Origin of the sequence: Brevundimonas vesicularis (genome assembly GCF_900445985.1) — a bacterium.
Classification (GTDB): domain Bacteria; phylum Pseudomonadota; class Alphaproteobacteria; order Caulobacterales; family Caulobacteraceae; genus Brevundimonas; species Brevundimonas vesicularis_D.
In genome coordinates this window covers 664,803-679,405 of the sequence record NZ_UAQP01000005.1, presented here as the reverse complement: position 1 = coordinate 679,405, position 14,603 = coordinate 664,803, and the positions used below count along the sequence as shown (strand labels likewise).

The 14,603-nt window shown below is 66.0% G+C and carries 9 protein-coding genes; 2 read left to right on the top strand and 7 right to left on the bottom strand.

Translation table 11 applies throughout. The features are described from left to right. Positions 1 to 6: 6 nt before the first annotated feature. The 4 genes from DT343_RS03430 to DT343_RS03415 are packed head-to-tail and all read right to left on the bottom strand — an operon-like array spanning position 7 to position 6,623. Positions 7 to 2,481 (bottom strand): VWA domain-containing protein, encoded by a 2,475-nt coding sequence (locus DT343_RS03430; RefSeq protein ID WP_112861749.1) that lies wholly within the window; start codon positions 2,479 to 2,481, stop codon positions 7 to 9. 10 nt (positions 2,482 to 2,491) lie between these two features. After that, entirely contained in the window at positions 2,492 to 4,201 is a 1,710-nt protein-coding gene (locus DT343_RS03425) for a hypothetical protein (RefSeq protein ID WP_146756702.1), read from the bottom strand. Beyond that, positions 4,198 to 5,157 (bottom strand): DUF58 domain-containing protein, encoded by a 960-nt coding sequence (locus DT343_RS03420; protein WP_112861747.1) that lies wholly within the window; start codon positions 5,155 to 5,157, stop codon positions 4,198 to 4,200. Before DT343_RS03420 ends, DT343_RS03425 begins: the two co-directional genes overlap by 4 nt. Then, positions 5,157 to 6,623 (bottom strand): hypothetical protein, encoded by a 1,467-nt coding sequence (locus DT343_RS03415; protein WP_146756701.1) that lies wholly within the window; start codon positions 6,621 to 6,623, stop codon positions 5,157 to 5,159. The genes DT343_RS03420 and DT343_RS03415 overlap by 1 nt, the downstream gene beginning before the upstream one ends. 185 nt (positions 6,624 to 6,808) lie before the next feature. On the opposite strand from DT343_RS03415, the gene DT343_RS17605 reads away from it, so the two are divergent. After that, a complete protein-coding gene (locus DT343_RS17605; RefSeq protein ID WP_220116446.1) occupies positions 6,809 to 7,369 on the top strand; it encodes a M16 family metallopeptidase in 561 nt (186 codons plus the stop codon). A gap of 40 nt (positions 7,370 to 7,409) precedes the next feature. Further along, complete coding sequence (locus tag DT343_RS03410) at positions 7,410 to 9,560, top strand: M16 family metallopeptidase (protein ID WP_220116444.1); 2,151 nt, start codon at positions 7,410 to 7,412, stop codon at positions 9,558 to 9,560. A 91-nt stretch (positions 9,561 to 9,651) separates the two neighbouring features. Here DT343_RS03410 and DT343_RS03405 read toward each other — a convergent pair whose 3' ends face one another. From DT343_RS03405 to DT343_RS03395, 3 genes are all read right to left on the bottom strand, one after another. Beyond that, complete coding sequence (locus DT343_RS03405) at positions 9,652 to 10,668, bottom strand: AAA family ATPase (RefSeq protein ID WP_112861745.1); 1,017 nt, start codon at positions 10,666 to 10,668, stop codon at positions 9,652 to 9,654. Between the two features lie 90 nt (positions 10,669 to 10,758). Further along, positions 10,759 to 11,433, bottom strand: coding sequence for a response regulator transcription factor (locus DT343_RS03400; protein WP_112861744.1), 675 nt, complete (start codon positions 11,431 to 11,433; stop codon positions 10,759 to 10,761). 120 nt (positions 11,434 to 11,553) lie between these two features. Beyond that, positions 11,554 to 14,490, bottom strand: coding sequence for a TonB-dependent receptor domain-containing protein (locus tag DT343_RS03395; RefSeq protein WP_258522491.1), 2,937 nt, complete (start codon positions 14,488 to 14,490; stop codon positions 11,554 to 11,556). Positions 14,491 to 14,603 lie beyond the last annotated feature (113 nt).

Genomic DNA, 14,603 nt, shown 5'->3' with positions numbered 1-14,603 from the left:
TCGATCTCAAACGGCGATCCGCCGGGGCGGCCAGCGACGATAGACGATGTCGGCGACATAGAGGGCCAAAGCCAACCAACAGAGCCAGCCCCAAAGGTCCAGCGCCGAGGCGGGCGGACGTCCCGGCGAGAGGGCGACGGCGCCGACGCGAGACGGATCTTGGATCACCGTCCCGCCCGTCAGACGCGCCAGTTGATCCAGCGGCAGACCGTCGGTCTCGGAGACCGGGCGGTCGGACTGACCGCCGGAAACGGCCGGCAGCGCCGCCCGGGACACGCCGCGTCCGTCGCGAACCTCGGCGAGCACCGCAGACCCCATCGGCGCAGGGCCTTCTGCTGTAAACAGACCCGGCGCACGTTCGACCGTCGACAGCGCGGGACCAGATTGTCCCGCTACGTTGCGCAAACGAATCTGGGGGGCGGTCGTGTCGGCGCTGCGGACACGCTGCGCCACGATCTTGACCCGGTCACCGACGCGACCGAGACGGACGTCCCAGTCGGGACGCGGGTCGGCCGTTCGGGCGATCAGGCCTTGCATCCAGTCGCCGTAGCCGGACCAGTTGCGCCAACGGGCGGTTCCCTGCCCGACCGGCTCGGTCATCAGCGCCGTCACACGCCCGGCGCCCCATTGCCAGGACGCCAGAACCGGCTCGCCGGTCGTCGTGCGGATCAGGGTCTGCGCCAACGGCTTTACGCCCGCCTGGGTGTAGCCGTCCAACTGCCTGGGCGGGGCCGCCGCCAACTCACCCCAACCGAAAGATGGGGCGGATGCGGCCAGGGCGAAACCTCCGCGCTTGACGCCCGGCTGAGGCTTCTGCTGCGGCTGTCTGAAGTTGATTTCGACAAGGTTGAACTCGTCCCCAACGACATAGAACCGACCCCGCCCCAGCCGCGCCCACTGCGCCATCCGGGCTTGGCCCTCGACGCTGCCGCCGACCAGCACGGTCGATACAGTGACCTGGTCCTCGGCGATGTGTCGGATCAGTTGGGGATAGCGGTCGGCGTTCACCCCAGCATCCGAGATCACCAGGATATGGCGATAGCGGGCCTGGGTGTTCTGAAGCCCATAATAGGCTTCCTGCAGGGCGCCGAAGAGATGTTCGCTTCCGCCCTGGGCCTGGACCCGACCGATGGCGCGCTCGATCTCAGGAACATCTCGCGCAGGCTGCATCGGCGCGACCCATTGGCGACCGCCGTAGAACTCGACCACGCCGACGCTGTCTGCCGGCGTGAGTTTGCGCACCGCCAGGCGCGCGACCTGCTTGCCCAGATCAAGCGGCGCGCCCAGCATCGAGCCTGACGTGTCGATCACGACGGCGACGGCGACGCTGGGATCCTCGGTCTGCTCATCCTGGCGGATGGTCACGGGCAAGGCGGCGGCGAGCGGCGTGCCGGCGTAACCGCCCGCAGCGAAGGCGCTGTCCCCACCGGACACCATCAGGCCGAGGCCGTGAGAGCGGACCGCCTCGATCAACCGTTGCTGCGAAGGAACCGGCAGCGCCGACGCGGGCACGTCGTCCAGCATGACCGCGCGATAGGCCGACAGGTCGATGCCGCCCAAGGCCATCGGCGCCCGGCTGTCGATGCGAAGACCCGGACCAGCGAGTCTCTGAAGCGCCGCCGCGCCGCCTGCCTGGCCTCCGTTGACGTACAGGATGGGAAGCGGATCCTGCACGGCGGCCGCCGTCTCGAACCGGCTGAGGACGGCGCCGCCGCGCGTCAACTCGATACGCAGCGGCATGAAGCCTGGTTGATCGAGGGGGACCGCCAGAGCCACGCTGGCTGGGCCGTCGAGGTCGATCGGTCCAGCCCCGCCGACCCGCCGATCTCCGCTGAACACCGAGATCGACAGATCCTGCCCGACCCCGTCCAGCCGTACCCGCGCCGAGACGCGTTCGCCGGCGCGGCCTGCAGGAATGGCGACGTCGGAGATGAAGGCGTCCCGGCGTCCAACGGTGACTGGCACGCTGTCCACGACCACGCCGCGCGCCAGCAGGGCATCGACGGAACGCCCCCAACTGCGATCGGCGCCCAGGCCAGAGCCGATCATCGTAACCCGGCCCTCTGAGCCGAGGGGAAAGGCTGCAAGCGCCAGATTGAGGGCATGAGGCAGGCCGCCCGTCTGACCGCTTTCCGGCAAGGTGACGTGCCGCGCTGCCTTAAGGGCGAGAGGCGCGCCGCCCCGCTGGATGACAACGACGGGGCCGTTGCGTTCCGCCCGCGCCACAACCGATTGGGCGGCCGAGGCGGCAAGGGCGCGAGACGCAGGCGAAAGCGCAGCGCCCTGATCCACGATGATCACCGACGTCGGACCGCCTCGACGCACAATCAGGCTGGGTTGAGCCAGGGCCGCGACAAGCGCCAAGAAGACGGCCGTACGAAGCGCCACGCGCACCCTTGAGGCCTTGCGCGCCCACCAGACGAATCCGGGGATCAGCAGCAGCAGCCAGCCCGCCTCAGGATGAAGAAAGGTCAGGTTCACGACGCGGTCCTCAAGCCATCGCGCCGCGCTGATGCAGCCGCCACTCGAGCAACAACAGCAGGCCGGCGATCACGACGAGCAGGATGAAAAGAAGATCGACAGCCGGGCCGCGAACCGGCGTAACGACGACATCGGAAGGCGCGGCGCGGGCGGCGTCCATCGTGATCTCGCGATCCGTCAAGGAGACGGCTAGGCGCAGGTCGCCGATCCGGGTCTCGCCCGCCTGGCTCAAATACAGGTCGCCGTTCAGGGCACGCTCTGCGATCCGGCGATCGGAAGACAGGCCATAGAGGTCCGACTGATCAGTCAGATCAGTATCGGCTTGGGCATAAGGAACCCAGGGGCCGGCATCCATCAGCCAGGACAGGGTGCGCGACACGAAGACGGGGAAGCTGGCGGCCGACGGAAATCCGCCGCCGTCGTCGAACATGGCCGACCAGACGGCCACGCTCCGCTGCTGGCCCGGCCGCGTTTCAGCCGAGACATCGCGCCGTGTCGTGCGGGCCAGCGCCTGGGTCTCGACGTCGGACATCCCAAGGGCGTCCAGCGCGCCGGACAGGTCCGGCTCAGGCTCGCCGACGCCATAGGTGAAGACAAAAGCGGGCTGATCGCCAGATTGGGTGACGACCAGGGCTGGGCGGTTCTCGCCGAACCGCTCCCCTGAACGCCGCACCACGACCTGGGCGTCCTGCGGCGCTGTGACCGAAAAGGCGGGATTGAGCCTTACGGCGCGCACGACGGCGGCGGGGGCGCCCGGCGACAAGGCGACGTTTACAGGGCCCCTGTCCGGAAGGCGCAAGCTGGCTTTGTCGTCTGCTGGGAAGGCGTCTGAGCGCGCCAGCCGGACCGTGAACAGAGCGCCGTCCGCGACCACGTCCCGAATGATCAGCCGTCCATCGGGACGAACTAGGGTATCGGCCACGACATCGCGCCCATCGCGGCTGAAACGCAGAGCGTCCGCCGGCAAGGGACGACCATCTGCGCCGATCGCCTCAACCAGGATATCCGCACGTCCGGCGTCGCCTGAGGCGGCGGGCGATGCGCCGAGTGCGACCACGCCGCGATTGTCCGGCGTCGGTGCGGCCAAATAGCCATAGACCAGACGGCGATCGGCAGATGGCGCGACTGTCCGCGCGCCCGACCACGCGCCGTAATAGTGGATGACGGACGGCCGACCGGAAGACATCTCGCCGTCCAGCTCCCGGCCGGCGACAGCATGGGCAAAACTGGAGGGCGCGGGCCGGGCCTTCACGCCGTCCAGCCGTTGGCTCAGCAGGGCGAGGTTTTCGCCCGGGCGCAGAAGCGGCGTGGCGACGGAGCCGTCCAGATAGACGGCGCGGCGGGCGGGATCGGTGTTGCGGGCATCCGCGATCAGGGCGCGACGCGCCTGCGCCAGGTCGTCGCGTCCCATCAGCACGGCCGAGGCGTCGAGGTAGAAGATGTGATTCGCAGCGTCTCGATCGGGCGTCATCTCGGGCCGTGCGCCGGCGATCCACAGCAAAAGCGTGATCGCCAGGATCAGCAGATAGGCCAGCCAGCGCTGGAACCGCTGTCGAAAAACCCGCAAGGGCGTGACCCTGGCCGCCTGCGCCCACAGGCCGGCGGCGGCGATCCGCACAAGCTTCTGTCGCGCCTTCAGAATCTGCAAGGCGAACAGCAGGGCGGCGAGGCCGACGGCGCCGGCGATGACCGCCCACATCGGAAGGGACAGGAAACTCACAGCCTGACCCCGCCCTGGCCGAACAGGGCCGACAGCTGGTCGCGCACCGGCCGGTCGGCGTCAATCTGGACGAGACCCGCCCCCCGTGTCCGGGCGAAGTCCGACAGGACGTTGCTGAAGTGACAGTAGGCGGCCTTGTAGCGGGCCATCAGATCGGGCGTGATGGTGACCGACGTCGGCTGGGCGTGTTCGCCGTCTTCAAGCAGGATGTCGCCGTTCAAATCCGGGTGACGCTCAGGATCGGCGTCATGAGCTTTGACGATCTGCACCAGCAGAAGCCGGTGCCGCAGTTGCTCCAGCCCGCGCACGACGGCCTCGACGCCCGCTTCGTCGAAAAAGTCCGACACCACGATCACCAACCCCTGGCGCAAGCGAAGGCCGGCCAGATGAGAGAGGGCCGCGGCCAGGCCTGTGCCTTGCAGCGCCGAATATCCCGCCAGGCTATGCGCTACGCGTGCGAGGTTGCCCTTTCCGGAGACCGCTCGAAACTCGATTTCCAGCTTGTCAGAGAAGGGGAAGAGGCCGACGGAATCGTGCTGGTCCAAGGCCACAGCCGCAAGGGCCAGGGTCGCCGCCTGGGCCGCATGAATGCGCGGCGGCTGTTCGACGAACAGGCTCCGCGACCGATCCACCAGGAAATAGACCGGCATGTCCTGGCTTTCTTCGAACACCCGCACGAACAGGCGTCCCAGGCGGCGATAGACGTTCCAGTCGATGGCGCGCAGGTCGTCGCCCGCCACATAGGGTTTGAAGTCGGCGAACTCCGCGCCCTGTCCACGCGCGTTGGTCCTTTGCTCAGCCAAACGGCCGCCCTTCTGGGCGCGAGATATCCGCAGCGAAAACGGACGAAGCGCCGCCAGAAAGGCTGGATCGAACAGCGCCTCGAAGGTCAGGGGATCGGCGAGGCCAGCGACTGCGGCTGGCGCGGCGACGGCCGCGCGACGGCGATAGAACATCAGCGGCCGCCCGCGTTGCGCGCATTGAAGTAGTCGCGCGTGACACGCAGGTCTTGGGCGCTGGCCGCCAGCGGCGCTGTCCGTCTCGCCTCGCCCCGAGCGCTCCCACGATCCTGCGCCGACGCGCCACGCGCCGGCAGGGGCTGGGGCACGCCATCGCGTGTGGTGGTGCTGACGCGGCCGGGACTCATCATCCCGCTGAGTTGATCCTGCATCGGGGTGGCCAGCATCAGGCTGGACACGCCGCGACCCTTTTTGGGACCAGTCTCGGCTCCGCTCTGACTGCCATTCTCGCCCTGCCCGCCGCCCTGCTCTCGGCTGGACTGGCCCTGATCGCCACGCCGGCTGCGGCCGGGCTGTTGCCCCTCGCCGCTCTGCGATGACCCGGAACCCTCCTGAGGCGGCTGAGGCCGGCTGGCCGACGGCGCGTTTTGGCGGGCGCCGGCGGACTGTCCGCCCGACGTCCGGGAGGTCGACGCGTCAGCTTCGTTCTGGGCGCCGGCCACGCCTTGCGCCTCTTGCGCCTCATCGCGGGGCTGCTCGCCGTCAGAGCCCTGAGCCGCGTCGCTGCGCGACGCGCTGGTTCCCGCTCCGCCCTGACCGCCGCGGCCCGCGCCTTCGCCGCTGGCGGCGGACTGGGACGGCGCGGCCGGACGCGCGGCGGCGCTTTGGGCCGGCGCGGCGCCGCCGCCGAACGGCGACAGGCGAGCGATCAGCCGCTGGAACGCGGCGATCAATCCAGCCCCGGGCTTGTCCTCACCGCTCCGAACGGCGGCGCCCGCGTCCCGACCTGCTTCTGCAAAGGGGGCCGCTCCAGTCATGAGCGGCGGATTGACTGAAGGATCGTCAGACGCGGCGGCAGCCGACCTTGGCGTCAGGTCGTTTCTCGCCGGGTTCGCCGCACCGCCGGCGGCGCCCGTTGCGAACTGGGGCATGACGAAGGCGGCGCCGAGGCACAGGAGGCCCGCGACCGGCCAAAGCCAGAGGCGTGAACGGCCAAGCCTCAGCGCGCCTGTTTCATCGGCCAGCGGACTGTCCTGCGCCCGAGCCACCCACGGCGCCGCCTCTAGCAGGGCGGCATCATGAAAGGCGCTCCGGCGATCCAGCCGTGCAAACTCGTCGGACGTCTGCAGACGATCGTTCAACCTCAGACGGTGATCGAGGAGCGCCAAGGCCGCAGTGCGGGACCGCGCAGTCGACTGATGCGCTCGGGCATAGGCCAGGCCTATCGCCACCACAGGAGGAACGACGACGGCGATTGCCGTTGCGATCAAGCTTGGTGCGACAAACGGAGCACTCAATAGGAGCGCCGCAGGGCCGAGAAGCGAAGCGGGCGCGGCCCAGGCCAGCGCCGTTCCGAAACCCTGACGTCGACCCATGGTCGACAGGACGTTGCGGCCGCGCGTCTCGAGACGATCGAGGCGACGACGCAACCCATCATCGACGCCCTGGATCATCCGTTCCATTTCGACCCGCGCAAACTCATCAGAACTGTCACATAGGACCGGCAGCTTGCACCAACCTTACAGCCTGTGCGCTAGCGAGGGCCATTTTTCCTTGCGTTCCAAGGGCGAGGCTCTCGGACGTCAGGCTGGCGCAAGCTTCGTATGTTTGATGGCGGCCACGCGACTTCGGCGTGTGAGGATCGACCTTGAAGACCTTCGGAAAACCCATCGCCGGCGTCGTGCTGGCCGTCCTTTTGTCCTGCGGCGCCTCGAGCGTGGCGCTGGCCCAGGCGCGCCCCGAACTGGGCCAGGTCCGCATCCCCTACGAGACCTTCACCCTGCCGAACGGCCTGACGACCCTGGTCTACACCGATCACACCGCGCCCACGGTTTTCGTCGGCGTCTGGTACCGGATCGGCTCCAAGGACGAGCCCGTCGGAAAGACCGGCTTCGCCCATCTGTTCGAGCATTTGATGTTCCAGCCGACGGTCAATCGTCCCACCGAATATTTCACGCCGCTGGAAGCCGTTGGAGCCACGGGCCTGAACGGCAGCACGACCACAGACTACACCAACTACATCCAGACGGTGCCCACAAACGCGCTAGACCGGGCTTTGTGGATGGAAGCGGACCGCATGGGCCATCTGACAGACGGGATGACGCAGGCGCTGCTCGACGAGCAGCGGGCCGTGGTGAAGAACGAGAAGCGCCAGAGCGAACTCGGCCCGGGTCGGGCGGCTGAGGCGCAGTTCCTGAAGAGCTACTAACCCTGCCGGACACCCTTACGCCCACACGACCATCGGCTCGATGGAAGATCTGGACGCCGCCACTCTTGGCGACGTCAAGGCCTGGTTCGACGCCAACTACGGCGCCTCCAATGCCGTGCTGGTCCTTGCGGGCGACATCGACGCCGCGACCGCGCGCGAGAAGGTCGCCTTCTATTTCGGCGGCGTTCGCCAGGGCGAGCCGATCAGCCGACCGGATCGCTGGACTCCGTCGATGCCCGACATCCGGCGCGATATTGTCTATGAGAATATTCCGGCGGCCGTCATTTCGCGGACCTGGCCGCTCAGCAATGGGTCTCCGCGCGACAACACGCTCTTGCAACTCGCAGCCCGTGCGATGGCGGCGGGGCGAGGCACGCCGCTCTACGACGCTCTGGTCGACAAGCTGAAAATCGCCGACGGCGTCTCCGCATCCGTCGGCGAAGGTCAACTGGCCAGCGCCTTCACCCTGTCCGTCGCCCTGAAGCCTGGCGTGACGCCGCAGGCCGCCGGCGACGCCATCGATCGCGAACTGGCGGCCTTCTTCGCCGCTGGACCCGACCCGGATCGTCTGGAGCAGGTCGTGACGGCCACCGACATCTCGCTCCTAAAAACGATGGAAAGCAGCGCGGCGATCGGCAGCTGGCTCGCCAAGGGCGCCGTGACGCACGACGACCCCGTCTATTTCCTCAAGCAGCGCGAGTGGATCGGCGACGTCGATCCGCACGCCTTGGCGCGGCTGACGCAGAGCGTGCTCTCGCGCCCCTATTACGAGCTGATTCAGCTTCCGACGCCGGTTCCTGTCGCCGCGCCGTCCAACGTGGCCGACCCAACGCGCATGCCCGACCCGGGTCCGGCGGACACGAAGATCGCCTTCCCCGCCGTGGCCGAGGCGACGCTCGCCAACGGGCTCAAGATCGTTGTGGCCAACCGCCCCAATCTTCCGATCGTTAGCGCGAGCCTGCAGTTCTCGACCGGCGCGCTTGCCGAAGACGCTTATGGACGTGGCACGGCCAGCCGCGCGCTGGCCATGTTGATCAGCGGCTCGCGCCGTTACACCGCCGAACAGCTTCAACGTGAGGCGACCAAGGCTGGCGTCAACATCTCCGCCGGCGCTGACAGCCGACAGAGCGCCGTGAGTTGGACCATGCTCGCCGCGCGGCTCGACGACGGCTTCAGATTTGTGTCCGATGTGGTGCGACACCCCACCTATCCTCAGACCGAGATCGACAAGGCGCTGGATCAGGTCGCGCCCCAGTTCGACGCCTATGAGCGCAATCCGCTGCAGTCGGCCGGCCCAATCTATTCTCGCGCGATATGGGGCGAAGACCACCCTCTCGGGCGGATTGGCACGCGCGAAGACGCCAAGGCCGTTTCGCGCGACGATATGCAGACCTTCCATGATCGCGAGCTCGGCCCCAACAACGCCACCCTCTATCTCGTCGGCGACATCACCCTCGAGCAGGCCAAGACGCTGGCGCAGTCCTACTTCGGCGACTGGCGACGCATCACCCCGACGCCTCTGAACGAGCGAGGCGCGGCGACCGGCGTTCCTGGCCGCATCATCCTGGTGGACGCCCCCGGCGCGGCCCAGACCAGCCTGACAGTCGGCGAGCTGACCACGCCGTTCGTCGCCGATCAGGCTGCGGCGGCGTCACTGGCGGACTCCATCTTGGGCGCCGCCTTCAACAGCCGGTTGAATATGAATCTTCGCGAAGAGAAGGGCTGGACCTACGGCTTTACTGGCGGCGTGGCCGACACGCCCACTGGCCCGCGGACCTTCACCGCCTCAGGCACGGTCGAGGCCGACCGGACGGCCGACGCGATGGCGGAGATCCGCAAGGAGATCGCAGCCTATGTGACCGACAGACCGGCGACCGCCGAAGAGCTGGAACGGGATCGCACCGCGCGAACGCTGGCCCTCCCCTCGGCCTTTTCGGGCAACAGCGCCTTCCTTGCGGCCATCACCAGCGCGGCGGCGTATGGCCAGCCCTATGATCGTGCGGCATCTTCAGGCGCCCGTCTGGCGGCGGTCACGCTCGACCAGGTCCATACCGTCGCCCGTCAAACCTACGATCCGGCTCGCCTGACCTGGGTCGTGGTGGGCGATCTGTCCAAGATCGAGGCTCCCGTCCGCGCGCTCAACTACGGCCCCGTCGAGGTTTGGGACGTCTATGGCCGCAAGGTCCGCTAACCGGCGGGCCTCATCGTAAAAAGGAGCGCCGCGGGCCAAGCAGGATCCCGCGGCGCCCTTAAGCACCCTCTTTGACGGTCCAGATTGGGGACTAGTCCGTCGCGTAGGGGCGCTTCACCTGCGCCAGGACCTCGCCCAGAAGGTCGTCGGCCGAAAGGTTGTTGGCCTGGGCGTGGAAGTTCAGCACCAGCCGGTGACGCAGCACGGGCATGACGACAGCGGCGACGTCGTTGGTGGAGACGGAGAACCGATCGTCCAGGAGCGCCTGGACCTTGGCGGCCAGCATCAGGCTTTGCACCCCGCGCGGCGAGGCGCCCAGGGCCACGCTGCGGTTGATGCTGTCGGGCGCATAGTCGCTGCCGGGCTGAGTGCCCATGACCAGACGGATGGCGTAGGCCTTGGCCGCCTCGGTGACCGGAACCTGACGCACGACCGCGCGCATCTGCTGCAGCGTCTCGGCATTGGTGACCGCGTTTAGAACGACGTCATGGCCGCTCGTCGTGCGGTCGATGATGGCGTGATAGTCGGCTTCGGACGGATAGCCGACCACCAGCTTGAACAGGAAGCGATCGAGCTGGGCCTCGGGCAGCGGATAGGTGCCTTCCTGATCCACCGGGTTCTGGGTCGCCATGACGCAGAAAGGCTCGGGCATCTTGATCGTGCGACGGCCGACCGTGACCTGGCGCTCCTGCATGACCTCGAGAAGGGCGGACTGGGTCTTGGGCGTGGCGCGGTTGATCTCGTCGGCCAAAACCAGGTTGGAGACGATCGGCCCTTGTTGGAACGTCAGCTCGTGCCCGCCGCCTTCGGCCTCGGTGAGAACCGTCGTGCCGACGATGTCGGCGGGCATCATGTCAGGCGTGAACTGGATGCGAGAGAACGGCAGGTCGATGGCCCGGCTGATCGACGAGACCAGCATGGTCTTGCCCAATCCCGGCACGCCTTCCAGCAGGACGTGGCCGCCCGCCATCAAGGCCGTGAGAACGCCATCGACGACATCGGCCTGACCCACGATCATCCGACCGACCTCGGCGCGAATCTTGATGAAGGTTTCCTTGAACGTGGCCGCGCTCTGTCGGGCCAGCTCTACGTCATCAGTCGAAACCATTGAAAATCCGCACACTTAGATCCAGTCAAACAGGGTATGGCATAGAAGGCTTGCACCAGTCTGGCAGGCCTTTCGAAAGCCGAAGCGGCGTCAGCCTTCCGCCGCCAGACAATAGCCGAGACCGCGCACCGCCTGGATGCGCACCTTGTCGGTTCGTCGCGCCAGATTGGTCCTCAGCCTTGAAATCTGCGACTCGAGCGAGTTGGCGTTGACGACCTTGTCGTAGCCATAGACCCGCGCCTCCAACGTCTCGCGCTGGATCACTGCGCCAGGCCGCGCCATCAACGCTTCCAGCACGAGCGCCTCGGTTCGGCGCAGGGTCAAAGGCGCCTCGTCGATGAAGAAGACCCCGCTTTCGAGATCATGCATCAGCGGGCCGAACTGACGGGTTTCGCGGCGCACCTCAAGCGAACGACGCAGGGCGATGCGAATTCGCGCCAGAAGTTCACGCGGCTCGAACGGTTTGGCGATGTAGTCGTCGGCGCCGGACTCAAGGCCTTCGACACGATGATCCGGCGTGGCCATGGCCGTGAGGATGATATAGCGCTGACGGCGGTTGCGATGAGCCGAATAGGCGATCAGGGAAACCCCGTCGCCATCCGGCAATCCTCGATCCAGCAGTACAAGGTCGAAGTCATTCGCGTCGACGGCAGTCCTTGCGATCGCGAGAGATGGCGCGACATCGACGACGAAGCCCTGTCTTTCCAGGTAGACGACAAGCGTTTCCGCGACGTCGACGTCGTCCTCCACCAGCAACAGACGCACCTCCGACCTCCCTTCTGACGCTCCAATCCATATTGGCCGGATATGGAGCATTTCGCCTTCTAACGAACAGGCAGGCCGTCGGCCCAGAGGCAGGGCGCGCTGGTGCGCGCCCTGCTTTTGTCAGAATGAATACTGGAGCTCCAGAGACAAGGTCCGACCTGCGGCATTGTAGCGTCCCGTATCGTAAGGCCGCCCCTGAACCACCACGAACGGCGGCGCCTGGTCCAGTATGTTTCGACCCGCGAAACTGATGCGGATGTCGTTCGTGACCCGCCAAGCGGCCGTCAGGTCGAGGATGAGCATGTCATCGACCGGCACAAACTTCCGCTCGTCGGTTACGTTGCCGGCAGCCCGGAAGACCTCGTAGTCGTTCGTGTACTTAGGCGTGTAGTAAGCCCACAGCGATGCGCTCATGTCGTGATAATACCAGCCGACCGAGCCCACCACCTTGTAGTCGTCAGGCCCCTGGAGGAAGCCCAGGTTCGATACGGGTTCGCGATTGGCGAAGGCCTGGCGTTCCGACTTGATATTGTCCAACACATTGATCTTCGGCTCGAACGTGCCCCAACGCGTCGGCCAAAGGTAGCTCAGCTCGTAGGCGATCGACTCATATTCCGAGCCGATAATGTTGAAGGTGTAGTTCCTCGCCTCGATGATCTTGCCGCTGGCGTCGCGCGGATAGAACTGAGAAAGCTGAAGGATCTCACGTCGGGTCAGGAAAGTCTGCAGGTCGTTGGGATTGGCGTATTCGCTGTCGATCTTGGTCGAGTTATAGGCGACATCCAGGGTCAAGCCCTTCAGAACGCCCTCGGGACGCCAGTTGAAGCCCAGGGTGTATTGCGTGGACACCTGCGGCTCCAGGTCGGGGTTCGGGGCCACGACCATTGGGACGACATAGGTTCTTGGCCGCACACAGTCCGTCGTGCAGGTGTAAAGCGGATCGTCAGAGATCGTCGTGGTGTAACGCTGAGTGCCAGTCGGGTTGAAGAGTTGCGTGTACGGCGGCGCCTTGAAACCCTCGGTCCACCGAGCGCGGAGCGCTAGGCCCTGGAACGGTTCCCAGCGCAGACCGATGGCCGGGGTGGTGTTGGCGAAGGTGTTGGACTCGTAGAGCAGTTCTCCGCCCTGGGAATAGGGCACATTGTTGACCGTGCCGATCGGTCCCGAGGTCTTATAGCTGTCGCGTCGGGCAGCCAGGCTCAACAACAGGGATCGCGCGCCCGGATAGTTGAAACCCTCGCCAAAGATCGGAACGGTCAGTTCGCCGAAGTAGGCGTGGCGGTCGCTCGTGACCGGATTGATGGTGCGGACACGGACTTCCTTACTGTCCGTATCGTCCACGGACATCTCGGCGCCCGCCGCGTAACGGATCTTCCCAGCGGGCAGCGTCCACAGGGCGCCCGTCAGCCGCGCTTCCCAGTTCTCGGTGCGCGTCGACCGCTGCTCGGTGACAGGAATATAGTAGAAGTCGGCGACACTGGACCCGCCCCCGTCGGCGGACGACTTCCAGGGATTGAAGGCGAGCGTTGGGTCGCTGCTCGTCAAGGCAAGGCATTGCCGATCGAAGACAGCCTGGAGCATGGCCCGGTCCGTGCCGTTAAGGCGATTTTCCTCCAGCTGGCGATTATAGCACCTTACGCCATTTGGGGCCGTCGCGTCTCTGATGAAGTCAACCGCGGACCCCAATAGCGGGCTCTGGCCAGACGTCTCGGATTTGGAGGTGGTGTAGAAGAGTTCGGCCTTGGTCTCGGTATTGAACTGGTAACGCAGGCCCAGATTCAGGTTCCACTGTGTCGCCGTGTTCGAAATCCGGCCTGTCGGCAGCTCGCCCGCCTCGACCTCCGATTTTGGATTATAGGCGACCAACGGCCCCGGCGTGAACCGGTCGAAATAATAGGCCGGGAAAGGATTGTAAGCCTGGCCGGGGGCGAGCTGAACGCGCAACCCTTCCGAATACAAGATGTCCTGCTCGTTCTTGCTGCGCGAATAAAGCGCGTTGCCGAAGGCTGTCAGCCTGCTGGTCAGCTTTTGCTCGAAGTTGAGCGTACCGCTGATCGTGTCAGACTCCGGCCCGGCCAACTCCGGCACAACGTCCGGCAAGGCCTCTGCCCCGACTGTAATGAAGTCGTTCAGACCCGGACGACCAACTAGGCCCGGCCTGACGGTGAGGCCCTGCGCGACGTAACGCGCGTTGTAATCGGGCGGATCGAACGAATAATAGCCGCGGTCGATGACGCCAGGTTGCAGCCCGCGACTGAACGACCGCAGATCAAATGTTGTGTCGCCACCGTAGTAGCTGGCGTAGTTTTGCGTGACATAGCCGCTCTTGTAGTTGTTGACCGGCTTACGCTGGTTGTAGTCGATCGTCCCTGAGATGTTGCCGGAGCCCCAGGAATAGCCGGAAAACAGGCTTATGCGGCTGTTGTCGGCGTCATTGCTGGACTCTTCGTGCTGAACCGTCAGGGTCGAACCGACGAAATCCTTGCGCAGAATGAAGTTGATGACGCCACCGATGGCGTCGGCGCCATAGATGGCGGACGCGCCGCCGACCGAAATCTCGACGCGCTCGACGGCGCTGAGAGGGATGCCGTTCAGATTGGCGAATCCGTCTTCAATGCCGGCGGCTCCGGCGACGCGACGGCCGTTGACAAGGATCAGCGTGTTGCCGGCGCCCAGGCCGCCGAGATTGGCGGCCGACACGCCCAGCGAGCCGATCTGCGAGACTTCGGTTCCTCTACGATTAGATAGCGGACCCCGCGCCCGCTCGTTGGTGATAGCCCCAATGGTGTTGACGTTCTGCGGCAGGGTCCGGATCAGTTGCTCGACGCTGGTCACGCCGCGCGCCTGGATTTCCTCCTTCGAAATGACAATGACCCGCGACGTCGGGTCACCGGTTGCAAGACGGCTGCCTGTCACCTCGACCGACTCCACGACCGAAGTCTCACCGGCTGGCTGAGCGGCGCGGGCGCGCTCTGCTTCTGTCGGCTGCGGCGCCGATTGGGCCCAGGCCCCGCCAGCAGATGCACAGAGCATCAGCGCCAGCATTGAAGTGCTCATCGATCTCGTCGTCACGTCATTCCCCCTGCCAGCCACGCCGGCGAAAATTTCCACCTCCGTTGCGTGGTGAAGGGAATGACGCGGCGTTCAGTGACCGGCAGAAATTCCGCAGC

What these genes read in the sequence shown, in the direction of transcription:
- DT343_RS03395 (WP_258522491.1), bottom strand. Translation starts at nt 14,490, where the DNA reads ATGAGCACTTCAATGCTGGCGCTGATGCTCTGTGCATCTGCTGGCGGG.
- DT343_RS03415 (WP_146756701.1), bottom strand. Translation starts at nt 6,623, where the DNA reads ATGGAACGGATGATCCAGGGCGTCGATGATGGGTTGCGTCGTCGCCTC.
- DT343_RS03410 (WP_220116444.1), top strand. Translation starts at nt 7,410, where the DNA reads ATGGAAGATCTGGACGCCGCCACTCTTGGCGACGTCAAGGCCTGGTTC.
- DT343_RS03420 (WP_112861747.1), bottom strand. Translation starts at nt 5,157, where the DNA reads ATGTTCTATCGCCGTCGCGCGGCCGTCGCCGCGCCAGCCGCAGTCGCT.
- DT343_RS03405 (WP_112861745.1), bottom strand. Translation starts at nt 10,668, where the DNA reads ATGGTTTCGACTGATGACGTAGAGCTGGCCCGACAGAGCGCGGCCACG.